This is a genomic window from Lignipirellula cremea (genome assembly GCF_056501455.1).
Map to the genome: position 1 here is coordinate 5,680,830 of NZ_CM151415.1, position 19,401 is coordinate 5,700,230.

Annotated in this window: 15 protein-coding genes; 14 read left to right on the plus strand and 1 reads right to left on the minus strand. The window is 66.0% G+C overall.

The genetic code is table 11. The annotated features are described in order from the left end of the window. Positions 1-14 precede the first annotated feature (14 nt). From fabD to SH602x_RS22385, 14 genes are all read left to right on the plus strand, one after another. A complete protein-coding gene (gene fabD / locus SH602x_RS22320) occupies positions 15-914 on the plus strand; it encodes an ACP S-malonyltransferase (protein ID WP_479474384.1) in 900 nt (299 codons plus the stop codon). A 249-nt stretch (positions 915-1,163) separates the two neighbouring features. Next, positions 1,164-1,940 carry a 3-oxoacyl-[acyl-carrier-protein] reductase gene (fabG, locus tag SH602x_RS22325; protein WP_479470921.1) on the plus strand — a complete coding sequence of 259 codons (777 nt, stop codon included), beginning with the start codon at positions 1,164-1,166 and terminating at the stop codon, positions 1,938-1,940. Between the two features lie 348 nt (positions 1,941-2,288). Then, positions 2,289-2,534 (plus strand): acyl carrier protein, encoded by a 246-nt coding sequence (locus tag SH602x_RS22330; protein ID WP_479470920.1) that lies wholly within the window; start codon positions 2,289-2,291, stop codon positions 2,532-2,534. 270 nt (positions 2,535-2,804) lie between these two features. Continuing rightward, a complete protein-coding gene (gene fabF, locus SH602x_RS22335) occupies positions 2,805-4,043 on the plus strand; it encodes a beta-ketoacyl-ACP synthase II (protein WP_479470919.1) in 1,239 nt (412 codons plus the stop codon). Between the two features lie 641 nt (positions 4,044-4,684). Next, entirely contained in the window at positions 4,685-6,046 is a 1,362-nt protein-coding gene (locus tag SH602x_RS22340; protein ID WP_479474385.1) for a hypothetical protein, read from the plus strand. Between the two features lie 262 nt (positions 6,047-6,308). Next, entirely contained in the window at positions 6,309-7,625 is a 1,317-nt protein-coding gene (locus SH602x_RS22345) for a beta-ketoacyl-[acyl-carrier-protein] synthase family protein (RefSeq protein ID WP_479474386.1), read from the plus strand. A 108-nt stretch (positions 7,626-7,733) separates the two neighbouring features. Beyond that, on the plus strand, positions 7,734-8,129 hold the full coding sequence (locus SH602x_RS22350; RefSeq protein WP_479474387.1) for a hypothetical protein: 396 nt from the start codon (positions 7,734-7,736) through the stop codon (positions 8,127-8,129). Beyond that, on the plus strand, positions 8,126-8,719 hold the full coding sequence (locus SH602x_RS22355; RefSeq protein WP_479474388.1) for an ATPase: 594 nt from the start codon (positions 8,126-8,128) through the stop codon (positions 8,717-8,719). The genes SH602x_RS22350 and SH602x_RS22355 overlap by 4 nt, the downstream gene beginning before the upstream one ends. A 29-nt stretch (positions 8,720-8,748) precedes the next feature. Beyond that, positions 8,749-9,903, plus strand: coding sequence for an ABC transporter ATP-binding protein (locus SH602x_RS22360; RefSeq protein WP_479474389.1), 1,155 nt, complete (start codon positions 8,749-8,751; stop codon positions 9,901-9,903). A 219-nt stretch (positions 9,904-10,122) separates the two neighbouring features. Next, positions 10,123-11,544 carry a transcription termination factor NusA gene (gene nusA / locus SH602x_RS22365; RefSeq protein ID WP_479474390.1) on the plus strand — a complete coding sequence of 474 codons (1,422 nt, stop codon included), beginning with the start codon at positions 10,123-10,125 and terminating at the stop codon, positions 11,542-11,544. Between the two features lie 423 nt (positions 11,545-11,967). Next, positions 11,968-15,039 (plus strand): translation initiation factor IF-2, encoded by a 3,072-nt coding sequence (infB, locus tag SH602x_RS22370; RefSeq protein WP_479474391.1) that lies wholly within the window; start codon positions 11,968-11,970, stop codon positions 15,037-15,039. Positions 15,040-15,148: 109 nt separating this feature from the next. After that, the gene (gene rbfA / locus SH602x_RS22375) at positions 15,149-15,673 is read left to right on the plus strand and encodes a 30S ribosome-binding factor RbfA (RefSeq protein WP_479474392.1); all 525 of its coding nucleotides are present in this window, start codon (positions 15,149-15,151) and stop codon (positions 15,671-15,673) included. Positions 15,674-15,762: 89 nt separating this feature from the next. Continuing rightward, the gene (locus SH602x_RS22380) at positions 15,763-16,704 is read left to right on the plus strand and encodes a hypothetical protein (protein ID WP_479474393.1); all 942 of its coding nucleotides are present in this window, start codon (positions 15,763-15,765) and stop codon (positions 16,702-16,704) included. A 98-nt stretch (positions 16,705-16,802) separates the two neighbouring features. Further along, positions 16,803-17,555, plus strand: coding sequence for a YebC/PmpR family DNA-binding transcriptional regulator (locus SH602x_RS22385; protein WP_479470908.1), 753 nt, complete (start codon positions 16,803-16,805; stop codon positions 17,553-17,555). 80 nt (positions 17,556-17,635) lie between these two features. Here SH602x_RS22385 and SH602x_RS22390 read toward each other — a convergent pair whose 3' ends face one another. Next, complete coding sequence (locus SH602x_RS22390) at positions 17,636-19,387, minus strand: multiheme c-type cytochrome (RefSeq protein ID WP_479474394.1); 1,752 nt, start codon at positions 19,385-19,387, stop codon at positions 17,636-17,638. Positions 19,388-19,401: the final 14 nt, after the last annotated feature.

Sequence of the window (19,401 nt, forward strand, 5' to 3'; positions counted from 1 at the left end):
GAAGGGTCTGCGCCTTGCCTTCGATCGCCTGCCTGTTTCCCGGCCAGGGCGCTCAGTTCGTCGGTATGGGCGCCAAGCCGATCGAGGCGAGCCCCCGCGCCCGGGCCCTGTTCGATCGCGCTGCCGAGGTGCTCGGCTACGACCTGCTCGAACTCTGCCTGAAGGGGCCCGAAGAGCGGCTGAACGCGACCGACGTCGCCCAGCCCGCTCTTTTCGTTTGCAGTCTCGCCGCGCTCGAAGTCTGGCGCGAAACGTCGCCCGCGGAAGTCGACGCCTGCACGTATGCCGCCGGCTTGAGCCTGGGCGAGTACACCGCCATCACGATGGCGGGCGGGCTGAGCTTCGAGGAAGGCCTCCGCGTGGTGCAAGTTCGCGGTCGGGCCATGCAGGCCGCCGCGGAAGCGAATCCCAGCGGCATGACCAGCGTGCTAATCGTCCCCCGCGAGGACGTGCAGAAACTCTGTGACGACTGCCGCCTGCCGGGCGAAACGCTGCAGATCGCCAACCTGCTCTGCCCCGGCAACACGGTCGTCGCCGGGCACAAGCCCTCGCTGGCGAAGCTGGCCGAGCGGACCGATCTGAAGATGGTGCAACTCTCCGTCGCCGGGGCGTTCCACACGTCGCTGATGGCGTCTGCCGTGGAGGAACTCCGGGCGGCGCTCTCCTCGGCGAAGCTTGAACGGCCCCGGATCCCGATCGTCTCCAACGTCGACGCCGCGCCGCACGACGACCCGGAGGAGATCCGCGATCTGCTCATCCGCCAGGTCGAATCGCCGGTTCGCTGGGAGGATTCGATGCGAAAGCTGGTCGATCTGGGCGTCGAGAAGATGGTCGAGGTCGGCCCCGGCCGCGTGCTCGCCGGCCTGATGAAGCGCATCGACCGAAAGTTCCCTCTGGACAACGTGGAAGGCTGAGGGCGCTCCAGGAATCGACGATCGCGAATCGACGAGGCAGGCCGGGCGCCTCGCGCTGGACCGAGCTCCCGCGATTCCGACCGCGCAAAGAAGCGACCGTTTCCGCCTCCGGTAACGTGGTCTCAGGCGGGACGCCGGGCGTCATGCTCCTCTTGCGTCGCTCGCCCTGAACCGGAACAATCACCCGATCTACCGCAACCCTCCAGTCCGCCGAAACCGAGCGGGCGCATTCGCCGAACGACAAGCCGCATGTCCGACGCCGCCTCCTCGCCGTACAACCTTTCGGCGGATCTCTCCGGCCAGATCGCGCTCGTGACCGGGGCCTCCCGCGGACTGGGCCGCGCCATCGCGGTCGTGTTCGGCAAGAACGGCGCGAAGGTCGCCTGCGTCGCCCGCGACGAAAGCAAGCTGAAGGACACTGTCGAAGAGATCGAACGACTGGGCGGCGAAGCGATCGCCGTCTCCTGCGACGTGAAGGACGGCGAGAGCGTCGAACAGGCCGTCAAGGCCGCCACCGACAAGTGGGGACGCCTCGACATCCTGGTCAACAACGCCGGCGTCACCCGCGACACGCTGCTGCCCGTCATGAGCGACGAGCAGTGGGACGAGGTGCTCCTGACGAATCTTCGCGGAGCCTTCCTGTTCTCCCGTGCGGCGTCGCGTCTGATGATGCGGCAGCGTTACGGTCGCATCATCAACATTTCCAGCGTCTCGGGCGTCGTCGGCAACGCGGGCCAGTGCAACTACTCGGCGTCGAAGGCCGGCCTGATCGGCATGACGCGCAGCCTGGCGAAGGAACTCGCCAAGCGGAAGGTCACCGTCAACGCGATCGCGCCCGGCTTCATCGAGTCGGATATGACCAAGGCGCTGGGCGAAGTGGTGATGGGCGAAGTGGTCAAGCGGATCCCGGCCAACCGGATCGGCCTGCCCGAAGACATCGCCGCCGCGGCCCTGTTCCTGGCCAGTCCCGCGGCCTCGTACGTCACGGGTCAGACGCTGGTCGTGGACGGGGGAATGACCGGCTGAGGTCGATGCGCAAACTCCCGAAGCCGCACCAGTTGCGTCGCGCTTCCGTTTTTTCCTGAAAAGCGTCGCGAGGGGGGTCCGAATCGCCTTCCGGCGCCTTGACCGTTCTTCCGAACGTTTTCTATCTTGTGAGACTTCGCCGCTGCCGCGGGAGAGCCTGCTTTCCGCGACAGCCGCGGAACGAGCGAGCCGCCCGTCGGCGAGCGAACCCGATCGACGCGACCCGCGGCGCCTGCCGCATCCGTCGCATGACTGACATCGTGGCGCGTAGTCGAGCGATTCGTCTCGCGCAGTCGTTACTGAACACGCGCAAATCCCAGCGTATACGCTCCTAGAAAGGTCGAGTCGATGGCGTCCGTCGAAGAACGCGTCATTAATATCGTGTCCGAGCAGCTTGGCGTGGATAAGGCGAAGATCACGCCCGAGACGTCCTTCATCAACGACCTCGGCGCCGATTCCCTCGACACGGTCGAGCTGGTCATGGAACTCGAGGAAGAGTTCGCGATCAGCATTCCGGACGACGCCGCGGAAAAGATCCAGACCGTCGGTCAGGCGATCGATTTCATCAAGATCGCGGTCGAAGAGAACAAGTAGCGTTCGCTCCGACTGGTCCCTTTCCCGTCGCTCGCGAACGGGAATAGATTCGACTCGCGGGCGCTCGACCGACTGGCGGACGCTGAAACGTCCGCAGGAGCGTCCGCGGATTATCAGCCGAAGGCTCGCGGAGCGAGCCGGGACCGTTCGACGGCGCCGCGCATTGACGCTTCGACCGCGAACGTTCCGTTTCTCGGCCCGATCACCGTTCGCGTCCGGATTGCGGCTTTCGGGTCGCGACCGACGCCGCCCCATCTGCTTCGAATCTCGATGAAACGACGCGTCGTCATTACGGGCCTCGGGGTCGTCACCTCGCTCGCCGCGAAGGTCGATCTCCTGTGGGAGCGGCTGCTCGCCGGGCAGAGCGGCATTCACCCGCTCAGGGTCTTCGACGTTTCCGCGTACAAGGTCCGGATCGGCGGCGACGTCTACGACTGGGACCCCGCCCCGTACATCGACTTCCGCGAAGCGAAGCGGCTCGACCGCTTTTCGCAGTTCGCGATCGTCGCCGCGGCGGACGCCGTCGAACAATCAGGTCTCGACTTCTCGAAGGTCGATTCGTACCGCTGCGGCGCGATTCTCGGTTCCGGCATCGGCGGAATCAACGAGATCGAAGAGCAGATGGAAAACCTGATGACCAAGGGGCCCAATCGGGTTTCCGCCTTCACGATCCCCCGCATGATGCTCAACGCCGCGGGGGGCAATCTGTCGATCAAGTACGGCCTGCGCGGCCCCAACTACACGGTAGCGACCGCCTGCGCCAGCGCGAACAACGCGATGGGCGACGCCTACAAGACGATCGCTTACGACGAGGCGGACATCCTGATCACGGGGGGCGCCGAGGCCGCGATCACCAAGATGGGCCTCTCCGCCTTCCAGAACATGAAGGCGCTCTCGGACCGGAACGAAGAGCCTGAAAAGGCCAGCCGACCGTTCGACGCGGGCCGCGACGGCTTCGTCTTCAGCGAAGGCGCCGGCATCCTGATCTTCGAAGAGTACGAACACGCCCGGAAGCGCGGCGCGAACATCCTGGCCGAGGTCGTCGGCTACGGCGTCAGCAGCGACGCGGGGCACATCACCCAGCCGGACGAATACGGCGCCGGCGCCGCGCGGGCGATGTCCGCCGCGTTGAAGGAATCGAAGCTCTCCGCCGATCAGGTCGACTATATCAACGCCCACGGCACGAGCACGCCGCTGGGCGACGCGGCCGAGACCCAGGCGATCAAGTCGGTCTTCGGCGATCACGCCAAGAAGGTCGCGATCTCCAGCACCAAGAGCTCGCTCGGCCATTCGCTCGGCGCCAGCGGCGGCATCGAGATGGTCGTCACGACCCTCGCGATGCAGCAGGGCATCGTCCCGCCGACGATCAACCTCGACGAGCCCGATCCGGCCTGCGATCTCGACTACACGCCCAACGTTCCCAGGGAACGCAAGATCCGGGCGGCCATGAGCAACAGCTTCGGCTTCGGCGGCCACAACGCCAGCCTGGTGATCGCCGCCGTGAACTAAGCGGACGGCTCGATCTATGAGATGCGCGAACGCCGGCTGAAAGGCCGGCGTTTTTTCGTGCGCACGCGAACGCTGCGAGTCACGCCGCGTTCAGGACACGGAGGGCTGACACCCTTCGCTCGCCCCGGACTTCTGAAGCCAGACGCCAGGCGGGGCGTAAAGAAAAGTGTCGCCTTCTGGACTGGACAGCGCGTATCGTTCACTTGGCGGGGATAAGCGCCGGCCCAGGTGTCGCGGTCGAAATTCTAGATACTCGACCCTCGACTTGCCCACGACGACCGTTATCCCTATTGCGCCCCCCGCCAGCCGACGTCGGCCTTTTTCGACCACCCGAGGAGAGTCACAGCGAGTAGAAGCCGCCAATGAGCTGAGGCGTCGGCCCTCCTGGGTTTCCGGCCCGACGATCGATGCAGAGGACACGGAGGGCTGACACCCTCCGCTCGCCTGATCACGAATCGATCCCTGCATCATGCCCACGTTCGAACGAACTCGCCTTGTGCGGGATCGCCGGCGATCGCTACCCTCCCCGGCGATCTGCGTAACGACGCGGAAGTCGAACAGGAGTTCTCGCACGACGCTGGCGGATGAGCGGCTCGAAGCGATCGACGAGAGGGGCATGCCGAGGACGCGCGAGCGTCTGGTTGCCGCCGCTTGCGCTGCTGTTCGCCTCCGTCGCCGCCGCCCAGGTCGCCCCGAGCGTGCCTGCGACCGCGCCCTCCGGTGCAGGCACTTCTGCGGCAGCCGCGCCGGCGCCGAGTCCCGCGAATCAGGTTCCTCCCCCGGCAGGCTCCCCTGCCCCGACGGCTTCTCCGGCGCCCGCTCCGACCCCGCCTTCGCAGAGTCCGACCCCGCCTTCGCAGAGTCCGACCCCGCCTTCGCAAATTCCGACGTCGCCGATCCCGTCGCCTTCCGCCGCCACGGCGCCGCGAGAGGAATTTAATTCGCGAAGCGCCGCGCCGTCCGGCCTGTCGTCTTCGCAGTCGCTGGGCGGATCGTCCCCGTTCGGGAACGGGCAACTCCCCCGCACGCATGGCCAGATCTGGCGGACGTACGACCTGTCGCCCTACGTCGATCCGATCCGCAACGTGGCTCAGCCCGAACAGGCGGCGCTCGACTGGATCCTGCGAGAGACCGGTTCCGACGTCTGGTTCAGCCAGCCGTTCGGCTTTCTGTCGGTCGACCGGAAGGCCGTCCACGTATACCACACGCCGCAGATGCACGAGTCGGTGAAGGCCGTCGTCGACCGGCTCAACGCGTCCAAGGGCGAGTCGTACCAAGTCTCGCTGCGAGTGCTCACGGTCGGAAGTCCCAACTGGCGCAGTCGCGCGTTCGCCTCCCTGCAACCCGTCCCCGTCCAGTCGCCCGGCGTCGAAGCCTGGCTGCTCACGCGGGAGAACGCGACGCTCCTGATCGCCGAACTTCAGCGTCGGCTGGACGTGACCGAATTCGAAGCGTCGGTCACGCCCGTGGTCAACGGTCAGTCGCTTATCCGGGACGTGCGACGCCCGAAGCAGTACGTCAAAACCGTCGCTCCCGCGCCCGGCTCCGCCTCGCCCTACGCGGTGGTGCCCGGGTCGGTAGACGAAGGGTATCAAATACAAATCTCGCCGCTGATCGGCGACGGCGGGCGAGTCGTCGACGCGGCGATCCGCTGCCGGGTCGATCAGGTGGAGAAGCTGATCGCGGTACCGCTGGAAGTGCCGCTGCCTGCCGGGGGAAAGCAGAGCGTCGAAGTGCAGGTGCCGCAGGTTTCGTCGTCCCAAATGCACGAACGTTTCCGCTGGCCTGCCGACGCGGTGCTGCTCATCAGCAGCGGCATGGGGGCGGCTCCGGGCGACGGAGCGAGCAAGAACATGCTGGGCCTTCCCGCAGGACTGCTCGAACCGGCGCCTCCCCGGGCGGACGGACTTCTGTTCATCGAAATCCAGGGCCGGGTCCCCGATCCGGCAGCCGACGCGCCCCGAACCGCGGAGAACTGGAACGTCAGCGGCGGGAGATATTGATCCGACGCCGGCCTGCGACCGTCCGCCGAGTCGCCGCCATCGTCGCTCTCTGCCGAATCGGATGCCTTTTGATATACTGCGCCGCTTGTTCAGCCGATGAAGTCGGGCGGCACGGCGGTCGTCCGGTTTCCTCCGCCGGGCTTCGCGTACCGCGAGTTCCGAAGGCGAGATTTCTCGGACCTTCCGTCGCCGGTCGCGATCTCCTGACCACCACTACGAGTCGCCGCGCACGCTCGCGAGCGCTACCTATCACGGATCGAGCATGGATAACGTGAATCGACGGGTCGTCATCACCGGCGTAGGGCTGGTCAGCCCTCTCGGAATGGAACGATCCGCCCTCTGGAAGGCGCTCACGCAGGGACAGAGCGGCGTTCGGACTCCGCAGACGCTGCCGGAAGGGTCGATCCCGATCAGCTACTGCGCGGAAGCGATCGACTTCACCGGCGCGATCGAGGACTTCGCCGTCGAAGACAAGACGCTGCAGCGATCGATCAAGAAGAACCTGAAGGTCATGTGCCGCGAGATCGAGATGGGGGTCGCCGCCTCGCAGCGGGCCCTCGTCGACTGCAAGCTCGACCTGGGGAGCATCGATCCGGGTCGGATCGGCGTCTCGTTCGGTTCGGACTACATCATGACGTTGCCGCAGGAATTCGCCTCCGGCATCTCGCGGTGCCTGGACGAGAACGGCAAGTTCCAGTTCTCGAAGTGGCCCGAATTCGGCCTGCCGAAGGTCGATCCGCTCTGGCTGCTGAAGTACCTGCCGAACATGCCGGCCAGCCACGTGGCGATCTTCAACAATCTGCTCGGCCCGAACAACTCGATCACGCTGCGCGAGGCGTCGTCGAACCTGGCCGTCGGCGAAGCGCATACGACCATCGCTCGCGGAGCGGCGGACGTGATGATCGCGGGCGCCACGGGCTCCCGGGTTCACCCGCTCAGGACGCTGCATATGTTCCTACAGGAGGACATGGCCGACCCGCAGGCGGAACCGGCGAAGGCTTCCCGACCGTTCGATAAGGATCGCACCGGCTGCGTTCTGGGCGAAGGCGCGGGCGCGATCGTCATGGAAAATTACGACCACGCGGTGAAGCGCGGTGCGCCGATCCTGGCGGAGGTCGTCGGCTGGGGTTCGTCGACCGTGGTCCAGCGCGGCATGCACGCGAACCTCGCCAAGGCGCTCAGCAACTCGATGAAGGTCGCCCTGAAGAAGGCCCGCCGAGAGCCCGATTCCGTCGGCCACGTCCATGCCCATGGTCTGTCGACGCTGGTCTCCGATCGGGAAGAAGCGAAGGCGATCAACGACATCTTCGGCGAGGGATCGTCGTCCAAGCCGGTCGTCGCGGCGAAGAGCTACTTCGGCAACCTGGGCGCCGGCAGCGGCATGATCGAGCTGATTTCCAGCCTGATCGCCCTGGAAGCGGGAGAGCTTTTCCCGACGCTGAATTACGACACGCCCGATCCGGAATGTCCCATCCGCGTCGTCACCTCGGCCGAGCCTGCCGGCGACAGCTTCCTGAACCTGAACGTCACGCCGCAGGGCCAGGCCAGCGCCGTCGCCATCGCGAAGCTGGCGGCGTAGATCGAGGGTGAAATAGGTCGCGAGAGAGTTAGAATGGAAAGTGGCGACTGACCGGCCATCCCTGATCCGCCGGTCAGAACCGTCGCCATTCGATCGACGGAGTTCGACATGCTTCTCCGCGAACCTCAAGGCGATTCCGAAGGCAAGGCCGGCGCCGAGGCACGGCGTGACGCCGCGCGCGTTCGCTCGCTCCCTTACCGACGGATGAAATCGGAAGCCTGCACGGCGATTCAAAACTCGAAGCGACTTCCTTCGTCCGTCGCTTCAGCGCCCGAGCCGACCGTGCCCGATCCGCTCGACGATCCGGTCGCGCGACTTACGGAAGTCTTCTACGAAATGGGCCGTCCGGAAGGACGCGGCCGGCTTGCGGAATACTTCGCGCGCGGGCCCTATCCCCGGTTCGAGCCCATCGAGGGCGATCCGACGGCTTTCGTCAAAATCGACGAAGACGGCACGCGGACGACCGGACGCTTCGTCGACAATGAGTTCCGAGACGGCGCGTGACGGACCTCTCGGCGTTTCCAAGGCCCCTGCTGGTCGCTATCGCCGGTCCGAACGGCGCGGGCAAGTCGACCTTCTATCACTCGCAGCTTGCGCGCTTCGGGCTTCAGTTCGTTAACGCGGACGAGTTGGCGGCCGAGCTCTGCATCGACGCCTACGCAGCGGCCGAGGTCGCGGAAATCGTCCGCCAGTCTTACGTCCGGCAGCGGACCAGCTTCGTGTTCGAAACCGTGCTGTCTGATCCCGTCGGCGAGAAAGTGTCGTTTCTGGAACGAGCGGCAGCCGAAGGTTACACGGTGATCCTGTATTTCATCGGGATTCCCGACGCCGGCACGTCGAAGCTGCGGGTCAAGATGCGCACGATGCGCGGCGGCCACGACGTGCCTGAGGATAAGCTTCGGGAGCGGTACCCGAGGACGCTGGAGAACCTTCGTCGCGCGATCGCTCGGCTTCCGTACGTCCTCGTTCACGACAACAGCCTCCCGTATGAGTCGCATCGGCCGGTCGCCAGATTCGAGTCCGGCAAAGCGGTATGGCTTGCCGACTCGATCCCCGACTGGCTGAAGTCCTGCCTGCCGGACGCCTCTTCCTGAGTATCCTTCGCAGAGGCGACGCGACCCTCGTGCCCTCCCTTCATCTCGAACACGTCACCAAGCGCTACGGGCGGGGCGAGCCCGCGGTGAGCGACTTGTCGCTCGACGTCGCGGAGGGAGAACTGCTGGTCCTGGTGGGACCGAGCGGATGCGGAAAGACGACGACGCTCCGCCTGATCGCCGGCCTGGAGCGAGCGGAGTCGGGGACGATCCGCATCGGGGAAAAGACCGTCGATCGACTGGCGCCGCACGCGCGCGACGTCGCGATGGTCTTTCAGAACTACGCCCTGTATCCCCACCTGACGGTCTTCGACAATCTCGCCTTCGCCCTGCGGATGCGGGCCGGCGGGATCGTCCGCCGCACGCTCGGAAAGGCGCTGGCGGCTCTCGGGCAGAACAAGTCGGAGAGTCGACTGCGCGATCGGGTCGTCGCCGTGGCGGAGCAGCTTTCTCTCACAGGGCTTCTCGCCCGCCTTCCCCGGCAGCTTTCCGGAGGCGAGCGGCAGCGAGTCGCCGTCGGTCGCGCTATCTTGCGGGAACCGGCGGCGTTTCTGTTCGACGAGCCCCTGTCGAATCTCGACGTCCGCCTGCGCGAGCGGACCCGCCGGGAACTGAAACGCCTCCATCAGGCATCGGGCGCCGCGGCGATCTACGTCACCCACGACCAGCAGGAAGCGATGACGCTGGGCGATCGGGTGGCCGTGATGCACCGGGGAGCGCTGCAACAGATCGCGACGCCTATCGACGCCTACGATCAACCGCGAAACACCTTCGTGGCCGGGTTCTTCGGTTCGCCGGGCATGAACCTCGTCGAGGGCCATCTGACCGACGAAGGAGGGGATCCGGCGTTCCGCGGCGGCGGGCTGCTCGTGACGTTTCCGAAGGAGCTCTTAAGCCGGGTGCCGCGGGATCGGCGGATCACGCTCGGCTTCCGCCCGCACGAGGCGCAGCTCGTCTCGTCCGAGCGCGGCCAGGGTCGGTTCACCGTCGAAGCGGCGGAAGATCTGGGCGATACGGTTCTGGTCGCGCTCGGCGGCGCCGGTTCCGCGGGCTTAACGATCACCGTCGGCGAAAGTTCCCCGGCGTCGCCCCTGCACCCCGGGACCCCCTGCGGTATATTATTGAACGATTCACGGTTGCATTGGTTCGCGACGGAAACCGGGGACAGCCTTCGAAACGCCTGACGCGACGCATGTCGCCCGGGCGGTTCAGGGATCGCCGGTTTTTTCGTTTTCGGTTCCGATCTTCGGAGGCGGCGGTTCTCGACGAATCCGCCTCTTCCGATACGATGGAGCGCGAATCGTCCAGGGCTGACGGAGGGATGTCCGTCAGCTCGTCGCATCGACGAACGGGCGAGGCGGCGCCGACGCAACCGCCGTACTCTCGTCGTATAGGGCCGACCGATGAACGCGAAAATGATCCTGCAGATCGTCGACTCTCTCCATCATGAGAAGAGCATCGACAAGGAGCTGGTCTTTCAGGCGATCGAGTCGGCCCTCGTCTCCGCGTCGCGCAAATACTACGGCGAAGAGACCGTCATCGAATTCACGATCGACCGCAAGAGCGGCGACGTGACCGGCCACGTCGACAATGTGCCGCTCGACTTCGAAGAGGCCTTCGGACGCATCGGCGCGCAGACCGCGAAGCAGATCATCATCCAGAAGGTCCGCGAGGCCGAGCGCGACGTCCTGCTGGAAGAGTTCCGCGAGCAGATCGGCCAGCTCGTCAACGGCATCGTGCAGCGCAACGAAGGCTCCGTGACGATCATCACGCTGGGCCAGGTCGAGTCGATCCTCCCCCGCTCCGAACGCATCCCGGGCGAGACGCATCACCCCAACGAGCGGATCCGCGCGGTCATCGCCGAGGTCAAGACGCAGGGGAACAAGGTCAAGATCGTCCTGTCGCGCAGCCGCAAGGAACTGGTCGAGCGGCTCTTCGAGCAGGAGATCCCCGAGATCGCCGACGGCGTGATCACGATCAACGCCGTCTCGCGCGAGCCGGGCTATCGCAGCAAGGTCGCCGTGAGCAGCTCTGACCCCCGGGTCGACTGTCTCGGCGCCTGCGTCGGCCTCCGCGGCAACCGCATCAAGAACGTCATCGACGAACTCGCGGGCGAACGGATCGACGTGGTCCGCTACTCCGAGGATCCGCAGGAATTCATCCGCGAGGCGCTGAAGCCCGCCGTGATCAGCGAGGTCATCCCCTGCCAGATGATGGGCCGGGCGATCGCGCTCGTCGCCGAGGACCAGACGTCGCTGGCGATCGGTCGCCGGGGCCAGAACGTCCGTCTCGCCAGCAAGCTCTGCGGCTGGGACATCGACATCATGACGCAGGACGAACTCGAAAAGAAGATCGAGAAAGCGGTCGGTCAGTTCTCGTCGATCGAAGGGATCGACGAGGATCTCGCCAATCGCCTCGTCGCCGAGGGCTATCTCTCCTACGACGATCTGTCGGTGATCGAGCCGGACGATCTCATGGAGATGGGCGGCCTGTCCATGGAACAGGTCGAACGGATCAGCGAAATCGCGGAAGAACGCGGCGACGCTGAAGAAAAGATCCGGAAGGAAGAACTCGCCAAGCGCCGGGCCGAAGAGGCTCAGGCCGAAGCTCGTCGCCACGCTGAAGAAGCCGAACGGATCGCAGCCGGCGGTGACGAACCCCCGCTCGCCGACGCCTCCGACGCTTCGGACGAAGGGGCGGACGAGTCCGAAGAGCCCTCCGACGAAGCGTCCGACGTCTCTGCCGAAACGACGGAAGAGCCCGCGGAATCGGTCGATGCCGGCGAACCGAACGCTCAGCCCGTCGCCGACGGCGAACAGACCTGAGCGAACGCCGTCCGCTTCCGATCGCCGCGATCCGACTGATCAGGCGAACATAGGCGGAGCGGCGACGGTTCGACGACTGCCCTTCGTCCGCTGCTCAGGCGGCGACGAGGGGGAGGCAAAATCCGCCCTTCGACAAGCAGAGAATTGACGAATCGATCCTCGATCGGATACGATCATCGTTTCCATCGTGCGCGATTGGCCGGTCGATCCGTCTCCAAGGACGTTTCGCTGCCGTGTTTCAGTGGCGCTCGACCGTTTCCCCGCCTCAGCCCCGCTCATCGTTTCGTCGAAGGATGTCACGCTTTCAGATCGTTTCAGACAGCGTCGCCGACCTCGGTCGCGCTACCTCGTTCTTTCGTAGTCGATAGAACGTCATGAACGTCCGCGCGAATCTTTCGTTACCGCCCAGGAGTCGAGTTTCGAGTGCCTCGCATTTATTCGATCGCAAAAGACCTGAACTACGAATCGAAAGATTTGCTCGACGTCATCCGTAAGGCGGGGATTACGGGCAAGACGTCTCCGCTCGCGTCGCTGGAAGACGACGAGTACGCCAAGCTCAAGGCGTTCCTGAAAGATCAGGGGAAAGCTGAAGCCCCTGCCGCCGCCGCTCCCGCAGCGCCGCGCATCGACGCCCCGGTTCGCACGGCGGCTCGCAACATGGAACGACCGATCCCGGTCGTTTACTCCTCCCGCTCCAGCTCCCCGGGCAGCGTCAAGCCGCTTCCGGCCGGCGTCGAGCGATCTTCGCCCGGCGATCGCGCTCCGGTCCCGGTGCGAGCCGAAGCGGCTCCCAAGTTCGCGCAGCTGCCGCGCGGAAGCTCCCTCGACGAACAGATCGAAGCGGCGGTGCTCGTCGCTCGCGAGGTCGAGCGCTGGCGGACGGGCGAGGCCCCCGCGGATGGCGTCGAGGCTGACGCTCGCGAAGAATCGAACGTCGCGACGCTCGAGGCCGAGGAATCGCCCGAGGCGATCGCGACCGCTCCCGAAGAGGAAGAGACCGCCGAGCCTGCGGGCGAAGCGGAATCCGTAGACGACGACGCGGACGGCGGCGCTCCCGCGGAAGCGGAAGTTGCGCCGGCGCCTGCGACCGAACGCCCTCGCGAAACGGGCGGAATGCGTCGCGTCGCGCCGTTGGGCCGCGACCGCGGGATGCGCGTGATCGGTCCGATCGGACGTCGCAACAACAAGCCGGGCGGCGAAGAGGCTGCTCCCGTCGAAGGCGCCGCCGAAAAGCCGGCTGCCGAGAAGCCGGTCCGCAAGGCGCCGCCGCGGCCCGCGATTAACTTCGCGCCGATGCCGACGGCCAAGCTGCCGCCCGGCCCGAAGGAAGAGAAGGCCCAGAAGCCGGAGCTCGCCTTCACGCCTGATGCGATGATGCGGGCCAAGGAATCGGGCAAGCTGCACAAGCTCGAACCGGGTCAGCGGGCGCCGCTGGGCGATTTCACCAAGGGCGGCAAGAAGAGCCCCGGCGCTCCGGGATCCCCGGGCGCTCCGGGAGCCGGAGTTCCTGGCGCCCCAGGCGGAGGCTTTCGCGGACGCCGTCCCACGACCTTCATCGGCGGCGCCGAGGAAGCGAAGGACAAGCCGCGTCCGAAGCGTCGCGGTCGGGGCGACGAAGAAGGGGGCTATTCCCGGCCCCGGATCGGCACTCGCTCCCGCGGCAAGACGACGGACACGTCCGCGCCCCGAAAGCAGGCAGCCGTGCTCGAACTTCCCGCTTCGGTGCGGAGCTTTTCGGAAGCCGCCGGCGTTCCCGCCGGTCGCCTCCTGAAGTACATGATGGTCGAGCAGCAGAAGTCGATGGCGAACTTCAACATCAACTCGCTGCTCGCCGACGAAGAAGTCGAAATGCTGCTGATGCAGTTCGGCGTCGAACTGGAACTCCGGCGACCCGAGGACGCGGAAGACGCTGCAACGGCGGCGTTCGAAGGCGAAGAGGACGATCCGGCCGATCTGGTCGAGCGTCCCCCGATCATCACGTTCCTGGGTCACGTCGACCACGGTAAGACGTCGCTGCTCGACCGGATCATCGGCCTGAGCGTCGTGAAGGGCGAAGCGGGCGGCATCACGCAGCACATTCGGGCTTACCGCATCGAAAACGAAGGGCGTCCGATCGCCTTCGTCGATACGCCCGGTCACGAAGCGTTCACGGAGATGCGTGCCCGCGGCGCCAACGTGACGGACATCGCCGTTCTCGTCGTCGCGGCGGACGACGGTATCATGCCGCAGACGGAAGAGGCGATTTCCCACGCGAAAGCGGCTGGGGTTCCCATCGTCGTCGCGCTCAATAAGATCGATCTCCCGGGCGTCGACGAACAGAAGACGTTCCAGGGCCTGGCCCAACACGAATTGCTCCCCAGCGCCTGGGGCGGCGACGTCGAAGTGGTCAAGACCAGCGCCCACACGGGCGAAGGGATCGAGGAGCTCCTCGAAACGCTCCTCACCATCGCTGAAATCAACGCGTACCGGGCGAATCCGGACCGTCCGGCGGTCGGCGTCTGCCTGGAGGCCGAGCAGGAACCGGGCCGCGGCGTCATCGCCAAGATGATGGTCCAGAACGGTACGCTCTGCGTGGGCGACGTGATCGTCTGCGGCTCCTCGTACGGTCGCGTCAAGGCGATGTACGACACGCTCCAGCCGCGAAAGCGCCTGCTGCAGGCCGGCCCCTCGACGCCGGTCAACATCACCGGTCTCGAGATCGTTCCGGGAGCGGGCGACAAGTTCGTCATCATCGACGACATCGCCAAGGCTCGCGAGATCGCCGAGCAGCGCGAATCCCGGTTCAAGTCCTCGCAACTCTCCGGCGTCACCCAGAAGGTGTCGCTGGAAGAGTTCCAGCGTCGTCTGGCCTTGGGCGACTTGGCCGACAAGACGAAGGACATCGTCACCCTCAACCTCGTCATCCGCGCTGACGTTCGAGGTTCGATCGAAGCGATCCTCAAGGAACTCGGAAAGCTCGACCATCCGGAGGTCGCGGTGAAGGTGCTGCAGGCGGCCGTCGGCGGCATCACCGCCGGCGACGTCGCCCTGGCGGAAGCGTCCGACGCGATCGTGATCGGCTTCAACGTCGTGCCCGACGATAAGGCGCGTTCCATCGCCGAAGAGCGAGGCGTCGAGATCCGCCGGTACGACATCATCTACAAGCTGACCGACGAAATTCGGGCGGTGCTCGAAGGTCGCCTGAAGCCCGAGAAGCGGGAAGTCGAACTCGGCACGGTCCTCGTGCAGAAGGTCTTCAGCGTCTCGCGCTACGGCAACGTCGCGGGCTGCCGGATCCTACGCGGAACGGTCGAGCGCAACTCTCGCATCCGGCTGATTCGCGATCAGCGCATCCTGGGCGAGTACGGCATCGATTCGCTGCGACGCGAAAAGGAAGACGTGGCCGAGGTTCGCCAGGGCATGGAGTGCGGCATCAAGCTGCAGAGCTTCAACGACATCAAGGAAGGCGACGTCCTGGAGGCGTTCAAGATCGAGGAGGTCGCGCGTACCCTGTAACGCGCGGGCTGTCGCGCCGGCTGGGGCTTTCCCGGTCGGCGACTCTCCCGTGCCCTGCGGTCCTCCCGGGCCGTTTCTTCTCCAGGGCCGCTCGTATCGGAACCCCTCCATGTCTTCCCGTCGAACGCTGAAAGCCGCCGAGGCGATTCGCGAAGTCGTCAGTACGGCCATCCTTCTCGAAATCCGCGACCCGCGCGTGCGCGACGTGACCGTCACGAAGGTCGACGTCGCGCCCGACATGAAGTCGGCGAAGGTCTACGTCTCCATCATGGGAGACGAGCGAAAGCAGCGTCTGAGCCTGCTGGGGCTGCAGAACTCCGCCGGCTTTCTGCAGAAGGCGATCGCTGACAACATCGATTCCCGCTACACCCCCCGGCTCACCTTCGAGACCGACGAGGGCGTGAAGAAGTCGCTGGAAGTCCTGCGACTGCTGAAGGAGGTGCTCCCGCCGGAGGAAGCCTCCTCTGCCGGCGCAGGCGAAACGACCGCACCGGAAGATCCCGCTTCTGCCCGGGACGACTCGGACGGCGGCGACCTGTCCGATCATAATGGCGCCGACCTGAACGACGCCGATTCCGAGGACGCGGACGATCCCGACGGCGAAGCCGCTGACGATTCGGACGACCGGCGCTGAAGCGCTTCCCGTTCCGATCGACGACGCGGAAGCGTCTCCGGCGCCCGCCACGATCCCCCCCAAGACTGACGCTACGACGATTGACGCCCATGGCAACGAGCAAGCGCACTGTCGATTTCGCCAAGCTGGATAAGGCGCTGCACAAGCACTACGCTCCGGTCTGGATGCCCGAGCGGTCGCTGCTGGAGAACCTGCTCTTCGCCTGCTGCCTGGAGGATTCCGATTTCCAGGCCGCCGAGGACGCGTACGCCCGGATCCAGCAGGTCTTCTTCGACTGGAACGAGATCCGCGTCACGTCGGCGACCGAACTGGGCGAGGCCATGCCGTCGCTGACCGAGCCGCGGGCGGCGGCGCTCCGCCTGAAGAACTCCCTGCAGTCGGTGTTCGAGCAGGGGGTGATGACGGTCACCTACGACTTCGACCTGGAGTTCCTGAAGAAGGAGAACCTCGGCAAGGCGCAGGGCGAACTGGCCAAGATCAAAGGTGCGAGTCCCTTCGTGCAGGCGTTCGTCGTGCAGCGGTCGCTCGGCGGCCACGCCATTCCGCTCGACCGCTCGGCGATGAAGCTGTTCGCCGCCCTCGGCGCGGTCAAACCGGGCGAGGAAGAGACCTTCCAGATCTCCGGGCTCGAACGGGCGATTCCGAAGAACAAGGGAGCGGAGTTCTCGACCCTGCTCCATCAGGCGGCGGTCGAGTTCGCGGCGGACTCCGGCGACGCGAAGATCCGCAAGTTCCTCAAGGAAGTCGATCCCGATTCGATCAAGCGCCTCGACGCGCCTCCCGAACCGGAAGCCGCCAAACCGGCCAAGAAGAAGCCCGCGACGAAGGCGGCGGAGCCGACCGAGACGCAGGCTCCCCAGGCCAAGGCCGCGGTGCCTGCGAAAGCCGACGCGAAGCCTCCGGCGAAGAAGGCCGCGGCGCCGGCCGCCGGCGCCAAGAAGCCGGTCCCCAAGAAGAAGGTCGCGTCCAAGGCGACCGCCGCGGCGAAGCCTGCCGCTGCCGCGAAGGCGAAGCCGAAGAAGCCTCGCTGAGCGACCCGGACTTCCGAATCCGTCTCGCGACGGCGCCGCGGTCTCTCACGCCGCCGCCGTCGCGCTCCTCGCCACCCAACGTCTGGATCGACGATCGCATGGCCGGTCATTCGCATTGGGCGAACATCTCCCGCAAGAAGTCGCTCGTCGACCAGAAGCGGGCCAAAGTCTGGACCAAGCTGTCGCGCGCGATCATCGTCGCCGCGCGGCTTGGCGGCCCCGATCCCGACGCGAACTTCCGTTTGAGGAAGGCCGTTCTCGACGCCCGCGCCGTGAGCATGCCGGCGGACAACATCGACCGGGCGATCAAGAAGGGCGCCGGCGGAGGCGAAGGGGGCAACGTCGATGAACTGACGTACGAAGGCTACGGCCCGGCCGGCGTCGCGATGATGCTCGACATCATGACCGACAACCGCAACCGCACCGCCAGCGAGGTGCGCAAGATCTTCGACATCCACGGCGGCAAGCTAGGCGAGTCGGGCTGCGTCGGCTGGATGTTTCAGCGGAAGGGCGTCTTCATCGTTCCGGCTCCGTCGATCGACGTCGACCGGCTGATGGAGATCGCTCTCGAAGCGGGCGCCGAAGACGTCAGCCAGGAAGACGACAACTTCGAAGTCGTCTGCGCGCCCGACGCCTTCACTGAAGTGTCGGACGCCCTCGAAGCGGCGAAGATCCAGGTCCTCGACAAGCAGGTCACGCGGATCTCGGAGAACTACGCCGACGTCGGCGTGGAGGACGCGAAGAAGATCATGAAGCTGATGGACGCGCTCGACGACCAGGACGACGTCCAGGCGGTGACGTCCAACATGAACCTCACCCCCGCCCTGCTGGCCGAGATCGAGAAGGGTTAGCTTCGAGCGGCCGACCCGTCGCTCAGCGAACGGACCGTGCCGAGAAGCCGCGTTCCGGCTTCTCGAAAGGGAAAGGGAACTCAGTCCTTCCCCTTGTGCTCGATCTGCTTCCAGTACTCCTCGAACGCCCCCTCCTGATGGAAGTCGGGGCTGTTGTCGAGGTCGTGGCATTCGAGGCACTTCTGCTTGGCGCTGGCGAGCGGAAGCTGCATCGCGCGGCGAATCTCGGCGATTTCCTGCTCGGTCGCCTGCTTGTTCCCGCTTTCGACGGCGACGTGCACCGCGCCGGGTCCGTGGCAGTTCTCGCACCCCTGCTGCTGCATCTCGGGCGTCTCTTCAAGGCCGAGATAGCCCGTCAGATACGGGTAATAGTTCTGCGCGTTCCAGCCGGTGACGTGGCAGCTTAAGCACTCCGGATCGAAGTGCCGCGCGATGTCGGATCGCTCGCCCGGCTGCACGATCGAATCGGTCGCGTGGGCGTGCGGCGTCTTCTCCCAGATGTCATAGGCCGTCGTGTGGCAATCGGCGCACGCCTTCGACCCGACGAACCGGCGACCGTCCGGGAACGGAACGGGCGCGATCCCCAGGCCTTCGAGCCCCGCGTTCTTCAGTTGGTCCTGATACGCCGCCATCTGACGACGCATCGCGGGCGCGTCCTGGAAGCGATCGGTCATCGCGATCCGTTCGTACCGCAGCTTCGGTTCGCCGTCGGCGAAGAAGCCGACGACGCCCGCGTACATCCCCTTCACGCCCGACTGGATCACCCACGTTTTGCCGTCGTTGACTCGCGAGGGCTCGAACTCCGGTTCGCCGCCGCCGCCCGAGGTGAGGACGACGTCGAAGCCAGGAACCGCACGGGCGATCGCGTTCGATTCCTCGAGCGTTGCATGCGCGAGCAGTACGTAGAAATCGCAGCGCTCCGCCCGCAGCGCGTCGAGCGCCCGCTTCGCCGCCGGCGCGGGAGGCTCGAACGTCAGTTCGCCGCCGGTGAGATCTTTCTCGTAGCTCGCCCCGACGATCGCGGTCACGCCGATCCGTTTATCCCCCGCTTCGACGACGCGAAACTCCGGGATCAGCGTGCGATCGAGCACGTACGTATTCGCGCTGACGTACAGTCCGGGGGTCGCCGGATCGAGCGTCGCGGCGCCCGCGATCAGCTCGGTCGAATCGAGCCGGAGGTCCTCCATGCCGAAACCGACGGCGGCGTACTCCATCTTCTTCAGAGCGTCGACGGACGTCTGGAACTTGATCTCCGGCTGGCGCCCGAAGCGGCGAACCTGGGCGCCGACGTCGAGCGGCACGACCGGCCATTCCTTCGCGCGGATCTCCTCCAGCAGCGTAAACCGCCGGGCGAGGCCCCCCTTGGCGTTCGCGAGCCCCGTGCAGCCGCACGGCTCGATATAGCCCGCCTGATTCCCGGTCAGGAAGAGCGCGAACGTCGGCTGGGGCCAGCCCTGAAACAGCGGCGGTTCCGGCTGTTCCTTCGCGCTCGAAGGCGAGGCGGCGCGATCGACGGCGTCCGCTTCTTCCTTCGCAGGAGCGGCCCCCGGTGCAGCAGCTTGGCCGGCAGCACTGGGGCCGTCGGCTGCGGCGGGGCGCGCGGAAGGCTGGAACTGGACCCGTTCCTGCGGCGGTTCGCGTCCCGGAATGCGGGGGCGAGGAAGGCCGATCTGAGCCAGTTCCGCCCGATCAGTCCCCGCTCTTTCAGGCAATGCGGAGGGACGTTCCTGCGCCGCGACGATCGCCAGACAGCAGAGCGCGGCGACCGCGAAAAAGGCGCAGGCCGCCGCGATGGGGAGCGACCTGGCGCTGAGGGTTCGTCGTCGATTCATGACGTCCTGTCGCT

What these genes read in the sequence shown, in the direction of transcription:
- nusA (WP_479474390.1), top strand. Translation starts at nt 10,123, where the DNA reads ATGAACGCGAAAATGATCCTGCAGATCGTCGACTCTCTCCATCATGAG.
- SH602x_RS22385 (WP_479470908.1), top strand. Translation starts at nt 16,803, where the DNA reads ATGGCCGGTCATTCGCATTGGGCGAACATCTCCCGCAAGAAGTCGCTC.
- SH602x_RS22390 (WP_479474394.1), bottom strand. Translation starts at nt 19,387, where the DNA reads ATGAATCGACGACGAACCCTCAGCGCCAGGTCGCTCCCCATCGCGGCG.
- fabG (WP_479470921.1), top strand. Translation starts at nt 1,164, where the DNA reads ATGTCCGACGCCGCCTCCTCGCCGTACAACCTTTCGGCGGATCTCTCC.
- rbfA (WP_479474392.1), top strand. Translation starts at nt 15,149, where the DNA reads ATGTCTTCCCGTCGAACGCTGAAAGCCGCCGAGGCGATTCGCGAAGTC.
- SH602x_RS22350 (WP_479474387.1), top strand. Translation starts at nt 7,734, where the DNA reads ATGCTTCTCCGCGAACCTCAAGGCGATTCCGAAGGCAAGGCCGGCGCC.
- SH602x_RS22345 (WP_479474386.1), top strand. Translation starts at nt 6,309, where the DNA reads ATGGATAACGTGAATCGACGGGTCGTCATCACCGGCGTAGGGCTGGTC.
- SH602x_RS22330 (WP_479470920.1), top strand. Translation starts at nt 2,289, where the DNA reads ATGGCGTCCGTCGAAGAACGCGTCATTAATATCGTGTCCGAGCAGCTT.
- SH602x_RS22380 (WP_479474393.1), top strand. Translation starts at nt 15,763, where the DNA reads ATGGCAACGAGCAAGCGCACTGTCGATTTCGCCAAGCTGGATAAGGCG.
- fabF (WP_479470919.1), top strand. Translation starts at nt 2,805, where the DNA reads ATGAAACGACGCGTCGTCATTACGGGCCTCGGGGTCGTCACCTCGCTC.